This window comes from Exiguobacterium sp. s123, assembly GCF_018617075.1.
GTDB lineage: Bacteria > Bacillota > Bacilli > Exiguobacteriales > Exiguobacteriaceae > Exiguobacterium > Exiguobacterium profundum.
Genome location: NZ_JACSJL010000004.1, coordinates 221,066 through 247,333, shown reverse-complemented (window position 1 = coordinate 247,333; position 26,268 = coordinate 221,066). Strand labels below are relative to the sequence as shown.

Genomic DNA, 26,268 nt, shown 5'->3' with positions numbered 1-26,268 from the left:
CAACCGCATGGGTTGAGCCTTTTCAGTTTTCATACGTATAATGTTACAAGACGTTCCGCATGCTCCTTCATCATCTCCCGCAACGCATGCGGTGCCTTGACCTTCACTTCGGCTCCGGCCTTCAACAGCTGTCTCGACAAAAACGGCAGCTCTTCTTTAGGTACGTCCCATTCATTCTTCTCTTCGATATCGGGTAATACATCTTCAAGTAAACGACGACCGAGTGACGTCAGCTCGAGTTGAACGGTCACACCGCCCCGTTCATCACTTCTCTGAAGCAAGGTCACCAAATCCTCGGACTCGAACGATTCCTCGAGCACTTGGACCGCTTCGATGCGATCAATCCGATATTGACGGAATCCGAGTTCGGAGAGCCCGAAGACATACCACTTTAAGTCAAGGAGTGCCATACCGACCGGTGCGATGGGGAACGTACGTGATCCGTTCGTCGATCGATACGTCATCTCGATCTTGTTTTTGCGCTCGACCGCCTGATAGATGTCCTTTGTGAACGGCGCTTTTGGAATTTGTTTGTTTCCAAGCCAGAGAATGTTTCGCTCCAATCGTCGAATTTTCGACTCTACGTCATGTGGTAACTCATTCACGTACCAATCGGACAACGTACTTCGTATGTCCCCGAACGGCACATCAGGAATGTGTTCCATCCATTTGAGCGTGAGATAGAGTGCGACGGCTTCTTGTTCGCGGAGATGGAGCGGGGGCAATAAACGATTCGGCAACATTTCATAGCCGCCCCCAGTTCCAGGAACACTCCAAATCGGATAACCGAGTTCTTCGAGCGAGAGCATATCCCGTTGAATCGTCCTAATGGAGGCGCCTGTCTCTTGGGCCAGTTCTTCCGCCGTGAAACGTCGTCCGCGATTGAGTAGCCGAATCAGTTGCAAGTGTCGTTTTTTCATATCTACCATTCCCGTCATCTTTTGTCGTGTTTGTTCGTTAAGCTGAATGTATCACGAATCAAGGAGGAACACATGATGCCGAATGTTGTGTTATATATTGCGATGAGTTTAGACGGAAAGATTGCCCGGTCGAACGACCAACTCGATTGGTTGTTCGCTGTAGAGGGGGATGGGGACAACGGCTATGCTGATTTTTTCAAGACCGTTGGTGCTGTCATCATGGGACGGAAGACGTATGAGGAAGTATTGAAGTTAGAACAAGGAGAGTATCCGTATCCAGACATCCCGAACTACATTTTGACACGTCAGGCTGACCGTGAGGCCGAGCATGTCACATTCACGGACGAACCAATCAAAGAACTCATCAATCGGTTAAAGCAAGAAGTTGATCAAGATATTTGGCTCATCGGCGGGGGAAAAGTCATCAAAGCCGCGATGGAACATGATTTGATTGACCGCTATGAGATTGCGATTGCGCCGGTCGTGTTAGGAGGGGGAATCCCTCTTTTCCTAGAAGGCACGAAAGAAACGAAGCTTCGACTGACGAGTCACCACGCCTCCGGTCAATTTGTGATGGTGACCTATGAACGACAAATGAGCATCGAGTCCACATAAGGGCTCGATTTTTTATAATTCATCTCATTGTATAAAAACTGCAGACCATTAAGATGATCTGCAGTCATGGGGTCGCTCGTTCGCTTAAATGCGGTTCCCATACATCAGAAAAGTTGTGAACCGGTTGGACACCCTCTAACGTACGGAATTCATAATCTCGTTCTTTCGCATAACGAATGATTGTATCGAGTGCTTTCGGCGTCATCGAGTGATCGTGCGCTAAAATAATCGAAGCAATATTGGCGGCGCGATTCGCTTCGAGTCGGTCGAATACACGTTGCTCGACACGGGCATTGTCTTTCTTATACACATGGTCGAGACTACCGACGTTCCAGTCCCAAATCTCAAAACCGGCATCGGTCATCGCCTGCCAGTGTGCGGGTGACATGCCGGCGTCGCTCCCATAAATGGTGCGGGCCATGTTCGTATGAATGCCGGTCACTTCATAGATAAGTGCTTGTACTTCCTGCATCTGAAGCACGGCCGTCAACGGTGTTTCATAAAATTCATCCCGGTCGTGTCGCATCCCGTGTAAGGCAATCAAATGACCTTCCGCAATGATGCGGTGAAGCAGATGCTCATTTCCTTCGATGTTCTTTCCGAGGATGAAGAAGGTTGCCTTCACTTGATGTTTCTTCAAGACATCGAGTAGCTTTCCCGTTTTCCAGTTCGGTCCATCATCGAGCGTCAAATAGATGAGACTCGGGTCGTTATAGGCCTTCGGCTCCGGAATCGCAGCCTGTGACAAAGACCCAATCAGTAGAAAGATCGACATGAGCAAAAGAACGCGTTTCATCATTCCATTCAAAACTCCCTCAAATCAAAACCAAGCGACATGTGATACATACTTTATCATATGTTGGAGACATCGAGACGATAAATCTGTTCGTCAAGCTCTGTCTCGAAAAAGGTGAAGTTCAATTTCTTCAATAGCGCGATGGATGCCGCGTTCGTCCCAAGCACACCGGCTTTGAACTCTTTCGCTCCTTGGTAAGTCAAGTGACGAATCAATTCCGACATCACTTCAAATGCATAGCCTTGCCGAGCGCGCGTAGGGGTAATCGTGTAGCCGATCCAATGCGTCATACCTTCTTGCTGGATATACACGTCCCCAATCAATTCATCGGTCGCTTGGTCGATGATGGCGAGTTGCATGCCGTGTTGAAGTGATTGTGCGCCGATTAGGGCGTTCTCGTATTCTTCAAAGCTGAGTCCTTTGAATGACTGATCTTTCATCCAATCCAAGTCATTCCGGTAAATCATGAATGATTCGATGTCTTGGCGTTCGAATGGGCGGATGAGGCAACGGGTTGTCGTGATCATGGTTGTCTTACCATTCAAACCAACTTCTTTTCTTTTTTGAAAAGACCAATCAATAGCAACGCCAGACCACTCAAGAAAATCACAGGGAAAATAAACCACATGATCAATCCAGCCCATCCGTTCTGTACACTGATTGCGTACGAAAGGCCGATGGAAAACGCTAAGGCTGGTGATATAGGAATCATAAGAGCGATTCCCCATATTTTCAATTTTGTGTTTCGTGCTTCGCCGGTACTGAACCAATATGCCACGAATGCACCTAGACCTGCGATGAGATATCCGATTGCAATCGCCATTTAATCAATCCCTTCTTCGATACGATGATTGTTTGACCTCGTCCTTAATTTCCGTGTATATCACGAAAAATCCTGTCATAAATCAAAAAGACCGAGCCCTTCAAGGACTCGGTTTGACATTATACATGCTTCCGCTGAAACGCTGAAATCGCTTCATACTCTTCAGACAAATGGCGCGATAAGCGAATGTAGATCGGCAAAAGTTCACGATACACATTCGTCGCTTCCATGTCCGGTGTATGCTCATGGGTCACTTGCGGTACTTCTTGGAACTCCTCGATGTCCCCGAAAGCGTATTCCCCGAGCATGACAGCCCCGAGACATGAACTTTCATGACTCTCCGGCACGACGACCGGTGTATCAAAGATGTCTGCCATCATTTGACGCCAGAGACTCGACTGGGCAAACCCCCCCGTCGCATGGATGCGGTTCGGGGCGCCCGTCAACTCATCGAGTGCGAGCATGACCGTATAGAGGTTAAAGATGACTCCTTCCAATACGGCACGGATGAAATGTTCGCGCTTATGGTGAATGCTGAGCCCGAAAAATGAACCGCGGGCGTTTGAATCCCAGAGCGGAGCCCGTTCACCCATCAAATACGGATGGAACAACAGTCCGTCGGCACCCGGTTTGACCGTCTCGGCGATTCGTGTCAACACATCGTACGCGTCGATCCCGAGTCGTTTCGCCGTCTCGACCTCACTTGCTGCGAACTCGTCACGGAGCCAGCGGAGGATGATGCCGCCGTTATTGACCGGTCCACCAATCACCCAATGCTTGTCCGTCAGCGCATAACAGAAGATGCGACCTTTCGGATCTTCGACCGGTTCCGAGACGACCGTCCGGATGGCGCCGCTCGTCCCGATGGTCACGGCGACGACGCCTTGTTCGAAGGCGCCGACCCCGAGGTTCGAGAGCACGCCGTCGCTTGCCCCGATGACGAGCGGGAAGTCCCAGCCGAGCGTCTCGGTCACCTCAGGTGTCACCGGTAAAATCTCTGTCGTCGGCACGAGTTCAGACAAGCGCTCTGGTGTCACACCGGCGACATCAAGTGCTTCCGTGTCCCAGTCTCGTTGCTTTAAATTGAAGAGTCCGGTCGCCGAGGCGATGGAGTAGTCAACGACGAAGCGACCCGTCAAGCGATAGAAGACATATTCTTTGATGGAGACGAACTTGGCTGTCTGTTCAAAGACATCAGGATGTTCCGCTTTCAACCAGCGCAATTTCGATAGCGGTGCCATCGGATGGACCGGGGTGCCAGTTCGCATATGAAGGGCGCTTGCGTCAACATCGCGTTTGATTTCTTGCGTATATGGATTCGCGCGACTGTCGGCCCACGTGATGCTGTTCGTGAGCGGACGTCCTGATGCATCGAGCGCGATTAAACTGTGCATCGCCGAACTGAACGATGCGAAGCGAATCGGACCGTCCGCTTTGGCGCGGACCGCCGAGACAGCTTCGAGCACGGCCCCATAGATGACGACCGGGTCTTGCTCGGCCGTCTCCGTATCGGGCGTGAGAAGCGGATACAACACGTTATGTACCGCCAGTTGTTGATGACCGTTGAACAGGACGGCTTTCGTACTCGTCGTCCCGATATCGACCCCAATCGTAAACACACAATCACTTCCTAACTTAGATGATAAATAGGCTAATCAAGAACACGACGGCAAAGCCGGTGAGTCCGATAATCGTTTCCATGATCGTCCATGATTTGAGCGTGTCTTTCACGTCGAGACCGAAGTACCGGTTGACGAGCCAGAAGCCTGAGTCGTTGACGTGTGAGAGGACGGTCGCCCCTGAAGCGATGGCGATGACAATCAATCCGAGCGCCGCGCCCGTGATGTTTTGGATTTCGAGTAGCGGTGTGATGAGTCCGGCCGCTGTGACCATAGACACCGTTGCCGACCCTTGGGCGACACGGACGACCGTTGCGATCAAGAAGGCAAGAACGATTGCCGGAAGTGGTGAGCCAGCCATCATTTCACCGAGCACGTCACCGACACCAGAGTCGATGAGTACTTGTTTGAACACACCACCGGCCCCCGTGACGAGGATGATGATTCCGGCTGGCTCGAGTGCTTTCGTTGCGATCTCTTGTACTTCGTCACGTGAATATCCACGACGTGTCCCGAGGAAGACGAACGTGAGGAGCGTCGCAATCGTTAAGGCAACGAATGGATGTCCGAGGAACGTCAAGAAATCACGGACAGCGTTGCCTTCGTTCAAGAGAACCGCTGAGAGCGTGTTCGCTAAAATCAACACAAGTGGGATCAAGATGAGCGACAAGATCATTTTGAAACTTGGTAGTTCTTTCGATGTATCGATTTCTTCAAATTCCATGTAATCCGGAATCGTCACATGAATTTTCTTAGCAATATACTTCCCAAAAACCGGACCGGCTAAAATCATGGCCGGAATCCCAGCGAGGACACCGAACAAGATGACCCAACCGAGGTCGGCACCGATCAAGTTCGCAACAGCGATTGGACCAGGTGTCGGCGGGATGAAGCTGTGTGTGACCGCGAGACCCGCAAGGAGCGGAATCCCATAGTAAAGAAGCGAGCGTCCCGTCTTTTTTGCGAGACCGTATACGATTGGAACGAGAATGATAAAACCGACATCAAAGAAGACCGGGACGGCGACGATGAATCCGGTAATCCCGAGCGCCCATTGTGCCTTGTCTTCCCCGAACTTGCTGACGAGTGTCTGGGCAAGACGTTCCGCGCCACCCGATACTTCAAGCATCTTCCCGAACATCGCGCCAAGACCGACGACGACGGCGACGAAGCCGAGCGTTCCGCCCATCCCGTTTTGGATGGAGGCGATGACATCCCCGAGTGGCATGCCGGCTGCGACCCCGACGATTAAACTGACAAGTAACAACGAAACGAATGCATGAAGCTTTGTGCGAATGACCAAAAATAAGAGCAAGAAGATCCCGGCTAAGGCGATCAAAATAAGTGTTGAGCCAGACATTGAGTATTCCCCCTAAATTCCGAATATGTAACCGTTTACAGTTCCTAGCAAAGGAAAAGGCCATATCCCCGTGACCTTTTCCACAGATGTTACTTCTTGACGACCGCGTGGCCACCGAACTCGTTGCGGAGCGCGGCGACGACTTTTCCTGAGAACGTGTCGTCTTCGAGTGAACGGTAGCGCATCATGAGCGACAGGGCGATGACCGGTGCCGCGGCTTGAAGGTCGAGCGCCGTCTCAATCGTCCATTTACCTTCACCGGATGAATGCATGACCCCGCGAATCTCATCGAGCTTCGCATCTTTCTTGAAGGCATTCTCTGTGAGTTCCATGAGCCAAGAACGTACGACCGACCCGTGATTCCATACACGAGCGACTTTTTCATAGTCATAGTCGAACGGGCTCTTCTCCAAGATATCGAATCCTTCGGCGATCGCCTGCATCATCCCGTACTCGATGCCGTTATGGATCATCTTCAAGAAATGACCGCTTCCGGCAGGACCTGTATACAAGTAGCCGTTCTCGACAGACAGATCTTTGAAGATTGGTTCAATCGTTGGCCACGCCTCCGCGTCACCCCCGACCATCGTACAGGCACCGTTTCGTGCCCCGTCCGTGCCTCCGCTCGTCCCGCAATCGAAGAATTTGATCTCTTTCTCGGCGAACTGTTCGGCGCGTGCGACCGAGAGTTTGTAGTTCGAGTTCCCGCCGTCGATGACGATGTCGCCGGGTTCGAGGCGCTCATATAGTTCAGCGAGTACCGCTTCGGTGACGTCGCCGGCAGGGACCATCGTCCAGATGACGCGTGGCGTAGACAATTTGTTCACGACATCTTCGAGCGTCGGCACGATGGAGAACGCGTCCGAAGTGACATTCCCGACGTCCGTCCCGACGACCGTGTGTCCGTGGTCGCTCAAGTTGAGTGCCAAGTTGTATCCCATCTTACCTAAACCAATCAAACCAATTTCCATATTGTCACCCCTGAAAAAGAATTTTTTTCCGTCTCTAGATTTATCATATCAAAATAAATTCGACTTACAAGTCTAATGACGGAATTTTTTTCGAGTAATGCAAAAAAAGCGTCCCGGCTTAATTCGTAGGCGGGACGACGGACAGGCACTCTTATATAGATACAAGAACGAACGATCAATCTTTGAGAGTGAATAAAATTCCCGAAATGCGATACAAGCGTTGATTAGTAATAAAGTGATTGCGGTAACCCTAAGACGAAACTTTCATTTGGTTCAGCTTGTCAAATAGCTTCGCATACAGCCCCATACCGATGAGTGCCGACAGCAAGATGAGTGTGAACACAGCGAGAGGGGAGAGAAATCCTGATGCAAATACCGTCACCGGTGCGAGGAACTTGCCGATTGTGTTTTGGAGCGTATCGGTCGCGAGGTATTGTCCACGTGACTCGATTGGTGCATAGTGACTAACGAAACTCTGACTGACGGGAGAACGAATCAGCTCCCCGAACGTGAACATGGTCGTGACGATGAGCAAGTACCAGATATTTGATGAGAAGGCGACGAGAAACGTCCCGAAACCTCCTAGGAAAGTCGACAATAGTAAAACACGCCGTTCGTCCCACGCCCGAAACACACGTGTGACAGGAATGATGAAGACGACGAACAAGAGGCCGTTATATGCAACGAGCCAGCCGAATAAGACTGTATTCGAGACGTTGAACGTGGCCGGAGTTTGTTCAATCAAATAGACAGGTAAATACACGTCTAGTTGCATGATTGGGATTAAGGCGAATACGCCAGCAATCAGATAGAGGCGGAAAAGCGGGTCAATCAAAATCGTCGCATACGACCGCCCTTGGGTGAAAAATGTCGTTGCGACCGTCTTCTCGGTCGAGACCGGTCGTGTCTCACTGGTTAGAACCGCGAGCAAACCCCCGTAACCAAAAAGAACAAGGGCGCAGCCGAGGAGGAGCGCCTGACGATACTCGAAAAAGAGGACCGCACCAAGAAGCGGACCGAGAACAGCACCGATATTGTTCGAAGCCATAAACGTCGCGAATACATTCCGTAAATGTTCAGTCGGAACGAGGTCGGCGACCATCGCCGAGCTGGCCGGTTTGTAGATGGCACCCATAAAACCGATGCTGATGTAGGTGATGTAATCGACATAGGCGTTCGTTGATAAAGCGAAAACGAGGAATAGGAAACCTTGTGAGAACGTCCCGGCGAGCATGACGGGGCGGCGACCAATCTCATCTGCAAGCGAACCGCCAATCAAGCTGCCGACTAGCAGGAACAACGGTGGCACGGCCATGAGTAGTCCGGCTAGCTCGACACCGAGCGTCCGGGCGAAATAGACGGTGATGAATGGAAAGTACATCCAAAACAAGAGGTTGAATAAGCCTTCGCCGAATAAGCGAACTTTCAGATTGAGGTCCCAACGGTATAATTCCATAGATATGCTCCTTTCAAGAGTCTCTCTTTAATGTAAGAGGTCGTGGAGAGAAAGAATAGACTTATGTTGCGGGATTTGCTAGACTAAAAATAGAAAAAGCGAATATATAGGCGCTTGTTTGCGTTGTACTATAAAACGAACGTATGTTTGTAAAATGACCTCCGATATAATCATCGGAGGTCATTTTTATTGTGTCGTCTTCATCGATTTAAAGCTATGGGCGAAAGATCACTCAAATAGTTCGTCATTTTCAGGCAACAATTTTCCAATCATTGAGAGGTGTCGGGTAACCTTTGCGCATTGCTCGGTGTGACTCAGCGATCGTCAAAATCCTAATAAAAAATCGACCCCCGTCACGGAGGTCGAACGAATTAACTTGATGATGCTTTCTTATATTGTTGGAAGAAGACTTCGATTTCTTCCGCCGGCAAAGGACGATTGTAGAAATATCCTTGTGCCTGGTTACATGATTCGGCTTTCAGAAAAGCGACTTGATTCTCGGTCTCGACCCCTTCCGCAATGACGTTCAAATCGAGCTCGTGCGCCATGCGGATGATCGTTTTGACGAGGGCAGCGTCTTTCTCGTCACTTTCGATGTTCTTCGTGAAGTGCTGGTCGATCTTCAGCGTATCAATCGGGAACAGCTTCAAGTAACTGAGTGATGAATAACCGGTCCCGAAGTCGTCGATGGAGAGGTGGACGCCGAGGGCGACGAGCTCATGCATCGTCTCGATGGCGCGGTCTGCACTTTGGATGACGCTCTCGGTCAACTCGAGTTCTAAATACTGCGCGTCGAGACCTGATGAGTCGAGTGCGCGGCTGACGACTTCCGGCAAGTCTTTTTGAGCGAACTGAATGGCCGAGATGTTGACGGCGACCCGAAACGGGGGAATGCCCGCATCTTGCCACGCCTTGTTTTGGCGACACGCCTCATTCAAGACGAACTCGCCGAGGCGATGGATGCTTCCCGTCTCTTCGGCAATCGGAATGAACTCGCCAGGCGAAATCATCCCGAGGTCTGGATGATTCCAGCGGACGAGTGCTTCCATACCAATGACCATTTCTGTCTCTAGCTGGATCTGCGGTTGATAGTGGACGGTGAACTCGCCACGTCCAATCCCTTTCCGGAGTGCCATCGACAAGTTCGAACGACGGGAAACGGACTCGTTCAGTTCGTTCGTGAAGAACTGATAGCCGTTCTTGCCGTCGGCCTTCGCCCGGTACATAGCGATGTCAGCGTTTTTGATTAAATCCTCTGCCGTATCCCCGTCGGATGGATGGAGACTGATCCCAATCGAGGCACCGGTGAACACTTCCTCGTTCTCGAGTTCGAACGGAGGATGGAGGATGTTGATGAGCTCCTGCGCACGATGGGCCGCGAGGTTACTTTTCGTATGTGGCGACAAGATGATAAACTCATCTCCGCCGAGACGGGCGAGCGTGTCCGACTTTTGAATCGTCGATTGGATGCGGGTCGTCACTTGTTTCAAGAATTGGTCGCCGATCGAGTGGCCGAACCGGTCGTTGATGACCTTGAAGTTGTCCAAGTCGATATAGTATAAGGCGAACGATTCTTGCTGGGACTGACCGAGTAGCGCGTCGAGTCGGTCGCTGAATAGACGACGGTTCGGGAGACCGGTGAGCGGGTCCAAATAGACGAGGTCGTTGATTTGAGCCTCGATTCGTTTCCGTTCACTGATGTCACGGATAATGCTACTGAAGAAGATGCCCTTGTCCGTCTTCCACGTTCCGAGTGACATCTCGATTGGCACTTCGACACCGTCTTTTCGTAATCCGATGAGCTCGACCGTTTGACCGATGACGCGTTTTTCACCTGTCGCTTCATAACGCTTCATCCCGCGCTCGTGCGCATCTCGGAATCGTTCCGGAATGATGGCGACAATCGATTGCCCGATCATCTCGTCATACGTATATCCGAACAAGTCGGTCGCCCCTTGGTTCCACTGAAGGATGGTGCGATTGTGATCGGCGACAATGATGGCATCCGAGGCAGATTCGATGATGGATTCGAATTTTAATTCTAGTTCTTCCGACTGTGCCTCGAGTTGTGATGCCGTCCGGAGCGAGATGTACATCAAGATGAATAGTGTCATGACGCTCGCCGCAATGACATAGGCGAGTAGGGTGCTGTCGACGGCATAGTCGCTGACCGGTTTGGCCGCACCTTCCATCGGGGTGAAACGGGCTGCGCCCATCCCGACATAATGCATACTAGAAACGGCAACCCCAATCAAGACCGAACTGGCTAGACGGCGCCAATGGAATCGCGAGACGTTTGGGATATAAAAGAGAATATATAGTCCGACGAGCGACGCAACGAAGGCGACCATGGCAGATGCAATCCACATGATGGGGTCGTATGTGAGGATGGCGTTCATTTGCATCGCTTCCATCCCGATGTAATGCATGGAGACGATGCCGACGCTAATCAAGAAGGCACCGAAGACGAGCTGGATTGGTCGTGTCTCCGGATGGCTGATCATCCAAAAGGCAAGTCCGGAAGCGACGACGGCCGGCACGATGGATAATAGTACGATGCCGAGATGGTACGTCACATCATCGTGCAAGTGAAACGCCAGCATACCGATGAAGTGCATGGCCCAAATGCCGAGACCGAGGCTGAAGGCACCAGCGACGACCCACCTGAGTCGCGAGGCGTGCTTCGCATATTTCAAACGACTGCTAATATCGAGAGCGACACCGGCAGCGAAGATGGCGACAGCGATGGAAAGAATGACGAGTGTGAAGTTATATGAGCTACTCAGGTGATGTTCGATGAGAAACAGTCCTTTCAATTTCAAATGGTACAAAGAATGAATGAAAAAGTGCTTTATTAGAGTAGCACACTCGGGAATCACGCTTCTTGCCTACTTTTGTAAGGTGGGTCAATCATTTGCATGAATCACACATTGCGGAATTTTTTTCGAAACGGTATCGTTAGATGAAGAAGAGAAAGGGTGATGCTTGATGGAAACGATGAACGGGACGGCCCGCATCCGTGGTGCCTATTCGACACTGAGCAAGAAAGAACAACGTATTGCCGACTATATTTTGAAGCAACCAGAAAAAATCATTCATCATACGATCAATCAGGTGGCAGATGACCTCGATGTGGCAGAGTCGACTGTGTTTCGTTTTTGTCAGCGTGTCGGATTCAAAGGCTATCAGGCGCTAAAAATCGCACTCGCCTCAGATGTCGTCGCACCGCTTCAAGATATTCATGAAGATATTATCGAGACGGATACGGCACTCGAAATCGCAGAGAAAATTTTTTCGACGAACGGGAAGACGATTGAGTCAACGCGTCAGATTTTAGAGGGTGCCTCTCTTGAGAAAACCATTGAGCTGTTTCTTGGGGCGCGCCGTATCGAATTTTTCGGAAGCGGCGGGTCGGCCGTCATCGCGTTAGATGCCTATCATAAGTTTGTCCGGAGCGGGCTTCAAGTGAGCGCGATTCTCGAGTCGCATATGCAGCTCATGTCGGCCTCACAATTGACGACCGCAGACGTCGCCGTCGTCATCTCGCATTCCGGTGCCTCGAAAGAGACACTCGATATCGCCAAACTCTTAAAAGAGAAGGGCGTGCCGATGATTGCCATCACCAACTATGCGAAGTCCCCTCTCTCGAAACTGGCGGATGTGTCGCTCTATACCGTATCTCAAGAGACGGCATTTCGCTCGGAGGCGCTCGCTTCCCGGATTGCTGAATTGAGTCTGATTGATGCGTTGTTCACAGCCGTCATGATGCGCCGAGGCGAGGCAGCCCGGGCGTCGCTTCAACAGATGCGTGAGGCGATTTCGCTGCGCCGAATCTGAGCGAAAGAGGGTTAGTTTCTACAAAAAGGTGGAAATTATAATCCTTGAGAGCAAAGCGAGGCTTAGAGAGAGAAGGTGGACCGATGAACCATATTGATTTTTTATCTTCCGACCACTACAACGAGTTCAAACGGTTGGCACAACGGCTCACGGATCCGGGGAGTACCGGTCGAGAATATTTCGCCGCGCTGTATGTGATTGCGGGAAACACCCATGTTCGTGAACGGTTGCTTCCTTATATGGATTTAGAAGCAGGGAAGATTCGGACCTCGACCATCATCGATGACAATACGTTCGATAAACGAGAATTTGTGCTCACCAAACTCGTCATCCATCTGTATAACTCAAAAGAATGGGTCCTTCCGACCGAGTTGATTGCCTTGCCGGAAGAAGACTATAAGTTGGCGATGCAAGCAATCACGCTATGCCGCAATGAACAATTTGACGGGGTCACGATCCCGAACGACTGATGACACCCTGTTTTGTTGGAAACAGGGTGTTTTTCGTCGAGCCATAGAGGAGGGAATTCCGCGTCACTCACCACATCGATGTTAACCATTTTACTGATGCTCATGTTGCTCATCATGATCACGCCACCGCTCTTGATTTTTTATCTGTGGAGGCGTGACCGGAACCAACGCGAACACTCCGTCCTCCGGAACTTCCCGATTCTCGGAAAGTTGCGCTATATATTTGAGAAGATGGGACCCGAACTTCGGCAATACTTGTTCCTGAATGACAATGAGGCGAAGCCGTTCTCACGGAATGATTATGAGTCGGCCGTCATCGCAGGGAAGTATAAGTCGCGCATCATCGGATTCGGCTCGGAGCGAGATTTTGACGCGGGTGGGTTCTATCTTCAAAATGCATTGTACCCGACAAATCGGAACGAGTTACGAATCGACAATTCAACGAAAGTGTCGACATGGGTGTATGAACTCGATGAAGACAATCTGTTCACCCGAAAAGAACATCTCGTCGAACGAGACATCTCCCCGTACTTATTAACAGAAGAAGATACCGTCATCATAGGCGAACAGACGTGCCGGGAACCGTTCTACGTTCGAGGGCTTGTCGGTCAGTCGGCCATGAGTTTCGGGTCGCTCGGAGACAGGGCCATCACAGCGCTTTCGATTGGGCTCGGTCGTGCGGGTGGCACGTGGATGAATACTGGGGAGGGTGGACTATCCGACTATCGTTTAAAAGGGGACGTCGATCTCATCTGTCAAATTGGACCGGCGCTCTTCGGTGTCCGGGATGAAGACGGGGCGTTTTCGGTGGAAGCGTTCAAACAAAAAAGCGCACTCCCGCAAGTGAAGGCGTTCGAATTGAAACTCGCGCAGGGAGCGAAGACACGCGGAGGTCATATCGATGGATCAAAAGTGACCGAGGAGATTGCCCGGATTCGTCAGGTACGAGTCGGGGAAACGATTGACAGCCCGAACCGCTTCTCTGAATTTCACACCCATACGGAATTGTTAGCGTTTGTCGAGAGCTTACGTGAAATCGGTGGAAAGCCGGTCGGCATCAAGCTTGTGGTCGGGAAGTTGAAAGACATCGACTCGCTCGTCCGTGAGATGGCGAGATCTCAAATTGTACCTGATTTCATCACCATCGACGGGAGTGAAGGAGGGACGGGTGCGACGTATCAAGAGCTTGCGGATACAGTAGGTTTACCGCTGAAGGCGGCGCTCCCTTACGTGCATCACCTTCTCATCGAGCACGGTTTGCGAGACCGAGTCAAACTGTTCGCCTCTGGGAAACTCATCACGGCGGATAAGATAGCCATCGCACTCGCGCTCGGCGCAGACCTCGTCAATATCGCTCGCGGACTTATGTTCAATGTCGGGTGCATCCAGGCACAGGTTTGCCACACGAACCGCTGTCCGGTCGGTGTCGCGACGACTGACCCGAAACTGCAGCGTGCCCTCGTTGTCGATGAGAAAAGTTTTCGGGTGACGAACTACATCATCTCGCTCCGGGAAGGGCTGTACAATATGACGGCTGCGGCAGGCGTTCAATCGCCGACGGAACTGTCATTAGATCATGTGGTGTATCAAGAACCGGATGGCCGTGTTCGGACAGGCTATGATTTATCTCACTAGAATGAAGTGAATCTATCAAAACATCCCACGAATCTGCCGATAAAGAAGGCATACACGTGGGATGTTTTTTTAGCATTTCCATTGTAGAAACTACCAGATACTTGTACAATCATGAAAATGAAAGTCAGAATTTATTATAATCTAACGAAGCGTTTGAATGGAAATGGATGAAGCCATTTTTTTCAGCATACGCCGCGCTCTTTGGACGTTGTTTCGAAGACACGGTCAACGCTTTGATCCCGTAACGTGTATCAAGGTCACGCAACTCTTGGATGCGGTCTTTTGACCATTGATCTTTTGCTACGGTCGTGTAGTTGAAGCTTTCCCACATCACGCCATCCACATATGGATACGTATACGTCTTCAATGTCGCAAATCCCCAGTTTTGAATGAGAGAAAGGGAAGGGTGATTGGATTTGATCGTCTTCATGAACTGACTCATCCCGTCACGTTGCGCTTTTAAAATGGTCGGTTGTTCCGAGTGCTCATTATCGATGTTGCCGACGGTATCTAAGAACGCACCATCCAATCCTTTGGCGACGATTTGTTTCTCCACTTCACGCGTCAACAACTCACGATAGTGGGTTGACGTCATATCGACTAAATAAGAATCCCATTCCGCATAATGAACACGTTGTCCGTTGCGGTGGAAGAAGTCCGACTCGTTCATCTGACTGATGAAATCGACGTTCCAATTGTCAGCTTCCATCGTGTTGATGTAGCCGTACACTTTTGTCCCATATTTCTGTAACTCTTTGATTTGCGCTGCAGTATAATAAACAGGCTCGATGATGACAAGGTCATACTGTTGCATCTTTTTAATTTTGGTCTTTGTCGGCATATCGTAATAAATTTTGTACGATTCGACGTTTGCGAGCGGATTGCTCGCTTTAGCGACCGCTTGTTGCGGCGTCAAAAACGCCAATCCAACGAGAAATGCACAACAGATGGTCACGATTCGTTTGGCTGAGAAAATACCCATAAAAAAACCCTCCTGATAGTTATCAGAGAGCGGCTGCGGCTATTGCAGACTGGCGATCGGTATCTAAAAAGATCGACGACCCATGTCTTTGCGCCCTTACTTTTCAGTAAGTTTGCCCGTCTCGATATGAAATTTTTGTCGACAATCCATTGAAAGTCCTACTACTAAAATACCACGTAAAGGAATGAGTGACACTATGATTTATACCCAACACCGCACATCCATCAAATGGATTGAAATGATTGTGACTATTTTACTTATCGGCATTTTGGACTATACATTTAGTCTTTCTTTGTCAGATTGGGCGATTGACCCATTAATTTTTTATATTCTCCTGTTTTCTTTACGGTATGGTTTGCTCGGTGCCTTCGTCAGCTTTGCGTTGACGAGTCTCTATCATTTCTCATTCCTTTTGATGGAAGGCTCAGACTTGCTCTTATTCCTTTACGATACGAATGAACTGGCTTGGATTTTGCTACACTTCTTCGTCGCGCTTAGTGCGGGTGTCTTCAGTACTTCTTATCGGGAGCGTTACCAGTCGCTCCACATTCGTCAAGAAGAAGTGATGGATGAGAACGAACAACTGAAACAGACGATACAACAACTACAAGAGTCGCAAGGGGAGATGCGCAAACGAGTCCTCGACTCGACCTATACGCTCTCAAAGATTTATGAGATTGGACTAAAACTCGATCAAGATGCGACCGCTTTAGTACGTGATCATTTAATTGGAACTTTCACGCGTGTCTTCCGTGCTCGTCAACTCGCTTTATATCATGTGGATGCATCGCGGCGCACACTCCGTCTTCATGTCCGTTCCGGAGAGGTAGAACGTTTGCCCCAGACGCTTTTCATCGATTCGGAGGAGGGAATTTTCGCACGGATGTTCCAATCGAAAAAGCCGACGCTTCGTTTAGCAGATGAGCTAGATGGACCGCTTCTCGTTGCACCGATTTGTTATGAAGGAACGGTGAAGGAAGTCTTGGTCGTCCATGAAATCGATATCTTACGCTTACGTAGTCATGAGATGAACATGATGAAACTCGTCTTGGATTGGACGGGAACGCGCATTGAAAAGGCCGATGCCCTCGAATGGATGCTCGTCAGCGACCAACTCGTCGACGGGACGCACATGTTCCGTATGGAAGCATTCGAACAAAAAGTGGCCCAACAAGTACTTCGTCATGAGCAATATGGTCAACCGTATAGTACGGTCACATTGCCTGTAGAGGGTGTGGACTTGTCATTGATTGAAATGGAATTGATTTTGAGACAGTCGATGCGTGAAATTGACGTTATCGGATATGACGAAGACGATCGCATCCTTCATTTTCTCCTTCCAGGTACACCGGTTGAATCAGCCGAACGATTCAAGGAACGGATTGAGCATGTCTTCTATGTGAAAGGTGGGAAACGCCTATGACCGGTTGGATGATTCTTCTTTTCTTCCTTCTGCATGCGACGGTCCTTTTCGTCTTGTATCGACTGATTGTACGACCGAAAGTCGATGCGACGGAAAAGGGAGTCTGGCTCTCGATATTTCTCGTCAGTGCCGTCATCCCGATTGTCGGAGAACTGTTTGGTTTGATTGGATATGTGATTGCCCGACGCTTCGCCTCACCGAAGACGCTTCTCGACTACGATGAGTACATCAACTTTGAGACGGTCAACTTAGAACGCTTGCAGCAACAGGCGAAAGAAGATTTAGATCTCGTCCCATTGACGGAAGCCTTACAGATGGACGGGAACAAGCGGAAACAATCGATCACACAACTCATGTCGACACCGCTCATGAATACAGAAGAATATTTACACTTAGGTCTCGAACACGAGGATACGGAAACGGTCCACTATGCAGCGACCGTCCGAAACACACTGTTCGACCGATACGATTTGATGTTAAAACAGCGAATCGCACAAGTGAATCCGGAGCGACCGGAGACGATTTATCCGGTAATTGAAACCGGAATTTCGTTCTTAGATAGCGGTCTCTTGGATCATGATATGCAAATGCGCATCCAGCAACGGATATTATTTCACCTCGATCAATTGAGTGAGTACGACGAAACAGACGAAACGTACTTACGCACGAAAGCCCGCCTCTCGTTCCGCTCGGGTGACTTGGAAACGGGAGAACGATTGGCTGAGGCGCTCACCCTTTATCATCCAAATGTACCCGATGGATATGTCATGTTGATTGAACACCACATGACGAACGGCGATTGGACGTCCCTACGTCCGACCCTCGACCGCCTGCATCAACATCTCGGTTTGCAAGACATTCCAGAGGACTATCGCTTTGTCATTCAACAGTTAGAAGGTGCCCATATATGAATAAATCGATTACGACGTATATCGCGTCTTTGTTCTCTTTACTCATCGCGATGATTGTCGTCGTCCAGTTTTTACGGCTTGACTATGGTCATCGGCTCATCCCAAAAGAAGCACATGAGCCGAAATCCTTTACGACACTCGCGGGTGAGGTGAGAGCGGTGGAGGGGGATCCGGTTCAAATCTACATCCATCAGAATGACGACGATTTGTCGACAGCTGTTTTGAATAACTTTAAATATGCGCTCGACTATGCAAAGTTGTCTTATACCTCGATCGAAGCAGAGGCCATCGCATCGATTGAGCCTTCTCCACGACACGTTCTCGTCGTCAGCGGGGAAAATACGAAATCATGGCCGTACGAGGCAATTCGGTCCTTCGTTGAAAAAGGTGGACGGCTCTACGTTGCCGGACGATTCATCGATCAAGACTGGGCGGACCTGGTCGGCGTAAGTGATTTCGGGGACTTTAAAGATGGAATCAACGGGTTGATTTTTGAACAAGAAATTTTCCCTGGGTATGTCGACTTGCCTCAAGACTCAGGGTTGTTCGTCCACAGCATTGCTGACGTCAAATTGAAAGAAGAGGCGGACGTCCTCATTTCTGCCAAAAACGAACCAATATTATGGCAGTCTCCTTATGGGAAGGGCGAAGTGATGTTTTGGAATACGACGTCGTTGACGGATAAGAACTCACGCGGCTTGATGGTGCAGACGCTTTCGATGCTGTTCCCGGCGTTCGTCATGCCGCAAGCTGGCATCAAGGTCGTTCACCTCGACGACTTCCCTGCACCGGTGCCAAATTATTCAAATCCGGTCATCACGAAAGAATATGATTTGTCCATCAAAGAGTTCTTCTCGGAGGTTTGGTGGAAAGACATGAAGCAAATCGGTGCTAACTATGACGTCACCTATACCGGTTTCATTATCGGGAGTTATAAAGCGACGAATGAGGAGACGACAGAACAACTCATTGAAAAAATTCGAGCACCGATGCTTGAATACGGACGCGGCTTACTTCAAACGAATGGGGAGGTCGGGCTACACGGGTTCAACCACCAGCCACTCGTCATGGGAGATGAAGTGATGGACCCGGAGCTTGGATATACAAAATGGGACAGTCAGGAAGATATGCGTTCCGCCATTGACCGTGTCGTTGAGGCGTTTGACTATTACTTGCCGAATGAGCGGATTCAGAGCTACGTGCCACCATCGAACATCATCGGTCAATCCGGACTTGAAGTGTTGAACGAGAAGTTTCCGAAAGGGCTGATTGTCGCAGGACTCTACAGCGGAGATGCGACAAAAGGAAGTTACATTCAAGAGTTCGGACCCGACCCGGTCTATCCGAACTTGTATGATTTTCCTCGCGTATCGAGCGGATACAACGAGACACCGGATGATCTATTTGTCGTCATTGATGCCGTCGCCAACTTCGGACTCGTTTCCCACTTCATTCACCCGGATGATGTGTTAGATGACTATCGCTCGAAAGGGAGAGGGTGGGAGATGATGAAAGAATCGTTTGGAGGTCTGTTCCAGACACTCTACTCCAAATATCCACATCTCGAGGGCTTGAGTCAGTATGATGCGTATCGGAAATACAAGCTTTATCAAGATGCGCAAATCGATGTGGCTTACACGAATGATGCGATCGATATCAATGCCCAACAACTGCCTGTCTCGTCGACGTTACTCGTTCGTGTGCAACCTGGGAAACGTCTCGATACAGGGAGGTTCGATTATGGTGAAGTCAAGCAATTTGATGAGAATGGTACATTGTATCAAGTTGAATTGAGAGACACGTCTGTTCGTCTCCCGATATTGGAGGGTCGCCCATGAAAATAGGAATTGTTGTCGAAGGGAGTTATCCATATGTGAGCGGTGGCGTATCGAGCTGGGTTCACATGCTGATGGAACAGATGCCGATGCATGAGTTTGAGATTATCTCAATCATGCCGAATCCGAAGACAGAGGCAGATTATCGCTATACGTTACCGAAGAATGTAACAGGCGTCACCACGCTCGCCCTCACTCAACGGGCGACACGGAAACGTCGACCGGAAGCGTTATCGGAAGCGGAACGGGAGCGAATCAAGACGTGGATGACATTCGGTCAAGTCGATTCGTCCATCTATCCGATTCTTGAAAATCAAATCGGGACACCAGAACAATTCTTCTCGAGTCGTCTCTTCTATCAGCTCGTCACGGAGAGCTATCAAGAAGAAGGGCAGGCCGGTTCATTCATCGATTACTTTTGGATGTGGCGCAGTATGTATGCGCCTGTCCTTGATTTACTCCAAGCCGGATTACCTCAGGTCGACCTCGTGCACGCGGCCTCGACCGGATATGCGGGCCTGATTGCGAGTGCGATGAAAGAACGACAAAACATTCCGTTTCTTTTGACTGAACACGGCATCTATTCGCGTGAACGGGAAGAAGAACTGTTGCAGGCATCTTGGATTCCGGCTGAGTTTCGCTCCCATTGGATTCAGTTCTTCCACCACATTTCCCGGGAAGCGTACCGAAAGGCAGATGACGTCATCACACTCTTTGAACGAAACGGCGAGTTGCAACGTCAGCTCGGGGCACCTGTTGAGAAATTAAGTATCATTCCGAACGGGATTGACGTGACGGGCTTGTCTGCTCTCGGGCATGTGCTGGGAGTGGACAAACTACGAATCGGTGCCATCGTTCGCGTCGTTCCGATCAAAGATATTAAAACCATGATTTATGCGGCGAAACTGTTACAAGACATGCTCGTCCCGTTCGAACTGACCATTATGGGACCACTTGATGAGGATAAGGAGTATGCGGCGGAGTGCGAGATGCTCATTCGGCAACTCGAGCTTGAACAGTCCGTCTTAATGGTCGGAAAAGTCGATATTCGACAACACCTTCCCGAATTCGATGTTTGTTTGTTGACGAGTATCTCCGAGGGACAACCGCTTGCTGTACTAGAAGGTATGGCCGCTGGTGTCCCGTGGATTGTGACGGACGTCGGGGCCTGTGCGGAACTCGTGAACGGGCGACCGGATGAACCGTTCGGTCCGGCTGGATTTGTCGTTCCGCCGGTCAATCCACGGCGAATCGCAGAGCGTTGCGTCTGGTTCCATCAAAATCGTGAAGATGCGCGCCGACTCGGACGAAACGGGCAACAGCGAGTCGAGACGTACTATCGCACCGATCAGTTTATCGATGCATATCTACACTTATATGAAGAGAGGAGAGCGGTATATGGCGGGCATCGGGTTTAAGTTACAACAGTTGTTTCAAGAAGACTACTTCTCTTCACGAATCAAAGCATATGCATTTGCCGGGCTCGTCACATCAGGACCATGGCTGATCGTCATCGTCACGATTGCCCTCATGCAGTGGCTGACGAGCTATCTATCTATCGCCACACTCGAAGAACGCACGACGTTCAATTTGATCGTCTCTTACAGTTTTATTTTTTCGCAAGTCGTTCTCGGCGTGCAGCAGCTCGTCGTCACGAGGTACTTGGCGGATTGTTTTTATGAGAAACGATATGAAGACATCTTCCCGGCGTTCATCGGGATGATGAAGACGACGGTCGCCATCGCGTCGCTGTTGTTCGCTATCTTCCTTACGTTCTCTGAACTCCCTGCTTTATTGAACGCATTGGCATTCGTCCTATTCATGACGGTCAACCTCATTTGGGTACATTTCTTGTTCCTCAGTGCGGCCAAGTTCTATCAGGCGGTAGCCTATAGCTTTGTGGCCGGTGGCATCGTCTCAGTCGCCGCGGTCCTCATCACGGACCAGTTCTTGATGCAATATTTGACGGAGTCCTACATGAAGAGCTTCGCGTTGACAGCGAGTATGACACTCGGTCTTGTCGTCACGTTGTTCGGCTTGTTCACATCGATGCTCCTTACGTTCCCAAACCGGAGTACGGTCGGTCAGTTCTCGTTCTATCGCTATTTTGACCGCTATCCGGCACTCTTTTGGACCAGTTTTCTCTATAACATCGGCATCTGGGTCGGCACATGGATCATCTGGTTCGCGGAAGGAGGGAGTGTCCACCTCGACACATTCCGCTATCATCCAATCTATGACACAGCTATCTTCCTCTCTTATTTGACGATTATTCCGACGATGACGATATTCGTTGTGTCAGTCGAGACGCGTTTTTATGAGCGGTATCGCGTGTTTTATGGATACGTGAACGAGGGTGGGACGTACCAACAGATTCAACGTTCGAAAGCGGCCATGCTCCTCGTCTTACGACAAGAGTTGCAACGACTGTTCCGAAATCAAGGGCTCGTGTCGCTTCTCTTTATTCTGTTCGCGGTCGTCTTGTTCCCGCTACTAGGTCTGTCACCTGAGATTCGGGACGTCTTTCAAATGACGACGATTGGTGCCTTTTCAAACGCCATGGTGCTCGTTCTCACACTCGTCCTGCTCTATTTTGAAGACCATCGGGGAGCGGCGTATACATCGGCACTCTTCATCACGATGAATGCAGGGTTGACGTTCTTGTTATTACCACTTGGACCAGACAGTTACGGTCTTAGTTTTGCGATTGGTTGCACGATTGCGTTCGCGTTCTCACTCATTCGCTTGATTCGATATGTATCCGAGATTGATTATCATACGTTTAGCCGAAGCGAAACACCTCCGCGTACGGATACATTCCGTCGTGTCGGGGACTGGCTCAATGATCGCTCGGCTTAACAATCGCAGCAGATGAACTTTTAGAAAATGGGGTGAAGCACATGAAAACAATTTTTGTGACAGGTGGCGCGGGATATATCGGGACACACACGACGGTTCAATTGCTCGAGGAAGGATACGAAGTCGTTATTTTGGACAACTTGTCCAATAGCCGACAAGAGGCGATTCAGCGAATCGAGATCCTGACTGGAAAGAAGGTCACCTTATACGTGGGCGACATTAGAGATCAGGAATTGCTTGATGAAATCTTCTCCACGCACTCGATTCATGCGGTCGTTCACTTCGCGGGTCTAAAGGCAGTCGGCGAATCCGTCAGCCAACCACTTCACTACTATGACAACAACGTAGCTGGGACGCTCGTCTTGTTAAGGATGATGAATCAATTTGGGATAAAACGTATCGTCTTCAGTTCATCGGCGACCGTTTACGGAATCCCAACCACATCTCCGGTCGATGAATCGTTCCCGCTCAGTGCGACCAATCCATATGGACGAACGAAACTGATGATCGAAGAGATATTGCGCGACCTTTATACAGCTGATTCTTCTTGGTCGATTGCGATTCTTCGCTATTTCAATCCGATTGGCGCGCACGACTCCGGGACGATCGGCGAAGATCCGTTCGATGTCCCAAACAACTTGATGCCATACATCACACAAGTCGCGGCCGGGCGTCTAAAAGAGCTTCAAGTGTTCGGGGATGACTATCCGACGCATGACGGGACAGGCGTGCGCGACTATATCCATGTCGTAGATTTGGCGCTTGGTCATTTGAAGGCGTTGGAGTATGTGGGGAAATATGAAGGGGTGGAGGCGTTCAACCTCGGGACAGGGAAAGGATACAGCGTCCTTGATTTGCTTCAAACGTTCCAACAGGAGAGCGGACAGACGATTCCTTATCAAATCACGGATAAACGAGACGGAGACGTCGCGGCGATATTTGCCGACCCGCAAAAGTCTAAGGCCATTCTTGGCTGGGAAGTGCGACATGACATTGAAGCGATGTGTCGGGACGCTTGGCGTTGGCAATCGAATAATCCGAAAGGGTACAGTGAATAAATCCTATGAAGTAGGCGGTCATCACACGATGGTCGTCTCTTTTTGTATTAGAAAGGATAGCGAACGGGAACACCTAATGGAACGTCATTTACTTAGGAGGGATTGGATGAAAGCTTTGTTTTTGAACTGTTCGCTAAAAGGTGGAGACACGACGTCCCATACGGAAGGATTGATTCGTGACATCATCCCGCACTTCGATGCGCTCGACGTCGAATCAGAGATTGTTCGGATTGTTGATTACAACGTCAAGTTCGGTGTGACGGAAGATGAAGGGGGTGGGGACGAGTGGCCACAGATTTTTGAGAAAGTGAAGGCCGCGAATATTGTCGTGATTGGGACACCACTCTGGCTCGGGGAGAAGAGTAGCGTCGCCACCCAAGTGATCGAACGGCTATATGGCGGTAGCGGACTGACGAACAAATCAGGACAGGCGATTTACTACAACAAGGTCGGTGGAGTCGTCGTCACGGGGAACGAGGATGGGGCGAAACACGCCTGTGCTTCGATTCTATATGGATTGTCCCACATCGGTTTCACCGTGCCACCGAACGTCGACACATATTGGGTCGGAGAAGCGGGACCGGGTGACTCGTACCTCGATGCTGGACGAGAAAATGAATTCACGAAGTCTCATGGCAAGACGATGGCATATAACCTCGTTCATTTTGCGAGAATGCTTAAAAACCATCCCATTCCGGCAGAAGGGAATACGATGGAATGAATCAAGGTCTCGACCGATGTTGGTCGAGACCTTGATGATTTACTCTTTCTTCTCCACCGCATGCCCACCAAACTCATTTCGTAATGCGGCAACGACTTTACCTGAGAACGTATCGTCTTGAAGCGAACGTTGACGCATCATAAGGGAGAGCGCGATGACGGGCGTCGGGACGTCGTACTCGAGTGCCGTCTCGACCGTCCACTTGCCTTCACCGGACGCATGCATGACCCCACGGATGTCATCGAGCTTCGCATCTTTCGAGAAGGCACTCTCCGTCAGTTCCATGAGCCACGAGCGAATGACCGAGCCGTGGTTCCACACACGTGCGACATCTTCATAGTCATAGTCGAACGGACTCTTCTCAAGCACTTCGAACCCTTCTGCGATCGCCTGCATCATCCCATACTCAATCCCATTATGCACCATCTTCAAAAAGTGACCACTTCCACTTGGTCCCGCATACAGATAACCGTGGTCGGTCGAGACGTCTTGGAAGAGCTGTTCGATTTTTCCGAACGCTTCCAAGTCGCCTCCAATCATCGTACACGCTCCGTGACGGGCACCTTCCATCCCACCACTCGTCCCGACGTCGAAGAAATAGATCAGTTTTTCTTTAAAGTGCTCGGAACGTCGCATCGACTCCTTATAGTTCGAGTTTCCTCCATCGATGACGATGTCACCTGGGGAGAGGAGATGGTGCAAGTCGTTCAAGACGTGCTCGGTCACGTCACCCGCTGGCACCATCACCCAGACGACGCGAGGGGCCTGAAGCGTGGAAACGACCTCCTGCAAAGAGTCTTTCGTCTCAAATTGACTCGTCGATACGTTTCCCGGGTCATACCCGACGACACGATGCCCATGGTCTGTCAAATTCAGAGCCAAATTGAGGCCCATTTTACCAAGTCCGATCATACCGATTTCCATTCGTTCCACCCCATTTGTAAGATTTGGTCCTCTATAGGGCATACCCGAAATAACGATTGCTCAAAAGGACAGGTTGCCCGAGATGTAGAATGATATAAAAGTAGAAGTGATGAGAGGAGGGTGGCGATGTTTGAAAGTATGTTTCGACTGGCCGTGGACGTCAGGCATCGATTCAAAGACCATCACATTAATGATTATAGTGCCACACTGGCGTTTTTTTGGTTTTTAGCCATCTTTCCGACGTTTGTCGTCCTCTTCGCCGTGATGGCATGGTTTCAAATCGATGACGCGCTTCTCATCGAGCAGATTGAAACGCTCATTCCCGGTTCAAGTGTGCGTGAGCTGTTATCTATCGTCTATGATGTGAGCGGAAACTTGAACGGTGGATTGTTATCGGTCAGTGCCATCATCGCGTTTTGGTCTGCTTCGAACGGGACGGCACGACTCGTCAAGCTGACGGTGTTCGCATATGGGGAGACGGAAGCGCGTGGCTATATCTTCCGACGGTTGATCGGGTTGCTCGTGATTTTAGCAGGGAGTATCGGTGCGGTCATCTTGATCGTGTTTCATCTATTCGGTCAAGAGTTTGTCGAACTGATTTATGCCCTCTATCCAAAAGTTGAAGAATTCGACCGCTTGTCGACGGTGACGCGTTATACGGTCTCGACCATCATTTTGATCATCGCGTTCTCGCTCTTTTATAAAATCGCGCCACAGCAGAGAGTGCGCTTCATCGAAACACTTCCCGGAGCCGTGTTTGCGGTCATCTCGTGGCAATTGCTGTCGACCGGATACAGCGTCTATGTCGAACGTTTCTCGATTCTCGGGGATACGTATGGCACGATCGGTGCGGTCATCCTGCTACAGATTTGGCTCTATCTGACGGCGGCGACGATGCTGATCGGGGCAGAAATCAATGCAGCCTGGCCCTACCATATGACCCGTCAACCGATCCGGACCCATTTCCCATAACAAAAAAAGGGATATTGTGATTATTCTTTGTGAACATGCTTTAAAACAACCCGTGGCATGGGAATAAACTAGTACTATTTC

At 50.0% G+C, this 26,268-nt stretch carries 23 protein-coding genes and 1 riboswitch; of the genes, 12 read left to right on the top strand and 11 right to left on the bottom strand.

Annotated features, from left to right (window positions below; all coding sequences use genetic code 11):
- Positions 1–29: 29 nt before the first annotated feature.
- Positions 30–920, bottom strand: a complete 891-nt coding sequence (locus tag KNO72_RS09250; protein WP_214685985.1) for a helix-turn-helix transcriptional regulator — start codon at positions 918–920, stop codon at positions 30–32.
- Between the two features lie 75 nt (positions 921–995).
- Here KNO72_RS09250 and KNO72_RS09245 point away from each other — a divergent pair, with 75 nt between their 5' ends.
- A complete protein-coding gene (locus KNO72_RS09245; RefSeq protein WP_214685983.1) occupies positions 996–1,535 on the top strand; it encodes a dihydrofolate reductase family protein in 540 nt (179 codons plus the stop codon).
- Between the two features lie 64 nt (positions 1,536–1,599).
- On the opposite strand, the gene KNO72_RS09240 is transcribed toward KNO72_RS09245, so the two are convergent.
- From KNO72_RS09240 to KNO72_RS09205, 8 genes are all read right to left on the bottom strand, one after another.
- Complete coding sequence (locus KNO72_RS09240; protein ID WP_214685982.1) at positions 1,600–2,334, bottom strand: polysaccharide deacetylase family protein; 735 nt, start codon at positions 2,332–2,334, stop codon at positions 1,600–1,602.
- Positions 2,335–2,387: 53 nt separating this feature from the next.
- Positions 2,388–2,858 (bottom strand): GNAT family N-acetyltransferase, encoded by a 471-nt coding sequence (locus tag KNO72_RS09235; RefSeq protein WP_251024879.1) that lies wholly within the window; start codon positions 2,856–2,858, stop codon positions 2,388–2,390.
- Between the two features lie 14 nt (positions 2,859–2,872).
- Positions 2,873–3,154: a hypothetical protein gene (locus KNO72_RS09230; RefSeq protein WP_214685978.1), complete on the bottom strand. Its 282-nt coding sequence runs from the start codon at positions 3,152–3,154 to the stop codon at positions 2,873–2,875.
- A gap of 119 nt (positions 3,155–3,273) precedes the next feature.
- Positions 3,274–4,773, bottom strand: a complete 1,500-nt coding sequence (gene gntK, locus KNO72_RS09225; RefSeq protein ID WP_214757924.1) for a gluconokinase — start codon at positions 4,771–4,773, stop codon at positions 3,274–3,276.
- Between the two features lie 16 nt (positions 4,774–4,789).
- Positions 4,790–6,133, bottom strand: a complete 1,344-nt coding sequence (locus KNO72_RS09220; RefSeq protein WP_214687491.1) for a GntT/GntP/DsdX family permease — start codon at positions 6,131–6,133, stop codon at positions 4,790–4,792.
- An 89-nt stretch (positions 6,134–6,222) separates the two neighbouring features.
- On the bottom strand, positions 6,223–7,104 hold the full coding sequence (gene gnd / locus KNO72_RS09215) for a phosphogluconate dehydrogenase (NAD(+)-dependent, decarboxylating) (RefSeq protein WP_214685974.1): 882 nt from the start codon (positions 7,102–7,104) through the stop codon (positions 6,223–6,225).
- Positions 7,105–7,354: 250 nt separating this feature from the next.
- Positions 7,355–8,560, bottom strand: coding sequence for an MFS transporter (locus KNO72_RS09210; RefSeq protein WP_214687489.1), 1,206 nt, complete (start codon positions 8,558–8,560; stop codon positions 7,355–7,357).
- Positions 8,561–8,931: 371 nt separating this feature from the next.
- Complete coding sequence (locus tag KNO72_RS09205; RefSeq protein ID WP_353047644.1) at positions 8,932–11,439, bottom strand: EAL domain-containing protein; 2,508 nt, start codon at positions 11,437–11,439, stop codon at positions 8,932–8,934.
- 109 nt (positions 11,440–11,548) lie between these two features.
- Between KNO72_RS09205 and KNO72_RS09200 the strand changes: the two genes are divergently transcribed.
- From KNO72_RS09200 to KNO72_RS09190, 3 genes are all read left to right on the top strand, one after another.
- The gene (locus KNO72_RS09200; RefSeq protein WP_214687487.1) at positions 11,549–12,397 is read left to right on the top strand and encodes a MurR/RpiR family transcriptional regulator; all 849 of its coding nucleotides are present in this window, start codon (positions 11,549–11,551) and stop codon (positions 12,395–12,397) included.
- A gap of 83 nt (positions 12,398–12,480) precedes the next feature.
- Positions 12,481–12,867: a hypothetical protein gene (locus KNO72_RS09195; protein ID WP_012727263.1), complete on the top strand. Its 387-nt coding sequence runs from the start codon at positions 12,481–12,483 to the stop codon at positions 12,865–12,867.
- 78 nt (positions 12,868–12,945) lie between these two features.
- Positions 12,946–14,502 carry an FMN-binding glutamate synthase family protein gene (locus tag KNO72_RS09190; RefSeq protein ID WP_214685994.1) on the top strand — a complete coding sequence of 519 codons (1,557 nt, stop codon included), beginning with the start codon at positions 12,946–12,948 and terminating at the stop codon, positions 14,500–14,502.
- A gap of 124 nt (positions 14,503–14,626) precedes the next feature.
- Here KNO72_RS09190 and KNO72_RS09185 read toward each other — a convergent pair whose 3' ends face one another.
- Positions 14,627–15,484, bottom strand: coding sequence for a glycoside hydrolase family 191 protein (locus KNO72_RS09185; protein ID WP_159562914.1), 858 nt, complete (start codon positions 15,482–15,484; stop codon positions 14,627–14,629).
- A 40-nt stretch (positions 15,485–15,524) separates the two neighbouring features.
- A riboswitch (cyclic di-GMP riboswitch) is annotated at positions 15,525–15,611 on the bottom strand.
- Between the two features lie 69 nt (positions 15,612–15,680).
- On the opposite strand from KNO72_RS09185, the gene KNO72_RS09180 reads away from it, so the two are divergent.
- The 7 genes from KNO72_RS09180 to KNO72_RS09150 all read left to right on the top strand — a co-directional run bounded on the left by KNO72_RS09180 (position 15,681) and on the right by KNO72_RS09150 (position 24,291).
- Positions 15,681–16,907, top strand: a complete 1,227-nt coding sequence (locus KNO72_RS09180) for a hypothetical protein (RefSeq protein ID WP_214685966.1) — start codon at positions 15,681–15,683, stop codon at positions 16,905–16,907.
- Positions 16,904–17,818 carry a hypothetical protein gene (locus tag KNO72_RS09175; protein WP_214685964.1) on the top strand — a complete coding sequence of 305 codons (915 nt, stop codon included), beginning with the start codon at positions 16,904–16,906 and terminating at the stop codon, positions 17,816–17,818. Before KNO72_RS09180 ends, KNO72_RS09175 begins: the two co-directional genes overlap by 4 nt.
- Complete coding sequence (locus KNO72_RS09170; protein WP_214685962.1) at positions 17,815–19,656, top strand: DUF2194 domain-containing protein; 1,842 nt, start codon at positions 17,815–17,817, stop codon at positions 19,654–19,656. The genes KNO72_RS09175 and KNO72_RS09170 overlap by 4 nt, the downstream gene beginning before the upstream one ends.
- The gene (pelF, locus tag KNO72_RS09165) at positions 19,653–21,071 is read left to right on the top strand and encodes a GT4 family glycosyltransferase PelF (RefSeq protein WP_214685960.1); all 1,419 of its coding nucleotides are present in this window, start codon (positions 19,653–19,655) and stop codon (positions 21,069–21,071) included. Before KNO72_RS09170 ends, pelF begins: the two co-directional genes overlap by 4 nt.
- Positions 21,052–22,512 carry an exopolysaccharide Pel transporter PelG gene (pelG, locus tag KNO72_RS09160; protein ID WP_214685959.1) on the top strand — a complete coding sequence of 487 codons (1,461 nt, stop codon included), beginning with the start codon at positions 21,052–21,054 and terminating at the stop codon, positions 22,510–22,512. The genes pelF and pelG overlap by 20 nt, the downstream gene beginning before the upstream one ends.
- Positions 22,513–22,553: 41 nt before the next feature.
- A complete protein-coding gene (galE, locus tag KNO72_RS09155; RefSeq protein WP_214685958.1) occupies positions 22,554–23,570 on the top strand; it encodes a UDP-glucose 4-epimerase GalE in 1,017 nt (338 codons plus the stop codon).
- A gap of 106 nt (positions 23,571–23,676) precedes the next feature.
- Positions 23,677–24,291 carry a flavodoxin family protein gene (locus tag KNO72_RS09150; RefSeq protein WP_214685956.1) on the top strand — a complete coding sequence of 205 codons (615 nt, stop codon included), beginning with the start codon at positions 23,677–23,679 and terminating at the stop codon, positions 24,289–24,291.
- Between the two features lie 39 nt (positions 24,292–24,330).
- Here the strand turns inward: KNO72_RS09150 and gnd (KNO72_RS09145) are convergent, their stop codons facing one another.
- The gene (gene gnd / locus KNO72_RS09145) at positions 24,331–25,215 is read right to left on the bottom strand and encodes a phosphogluconate dehydrogenase (NAD(+)-dependent, decarboxylating) (RefSeq protein WP_214685955.1); all 885 of its coding nucleotides are present in this window, start codon (positions 25,213–25,215) and stop codon (positions 24,331–24,333) included.
- Positions 25,216–25,341: 126 nt separating this feature from the next.
- Here gnd (KNO72_RS09145) and KNO72_RS09140 point away from each other — a divergent pair, with 126 nt between their 5' ends.
- Positions 25,342–26,187, top strand: coding sequence for a YihY/virulence factor BrkB family protein (locus KNO72_RS09140; protein WP_211782305.1), 846 nt, complete (start codon positions 25,342–25,344; stop codon positions 26,185–26,187).
- Positions 26,188–26,268: the final 81 nt, after the last annotated feature.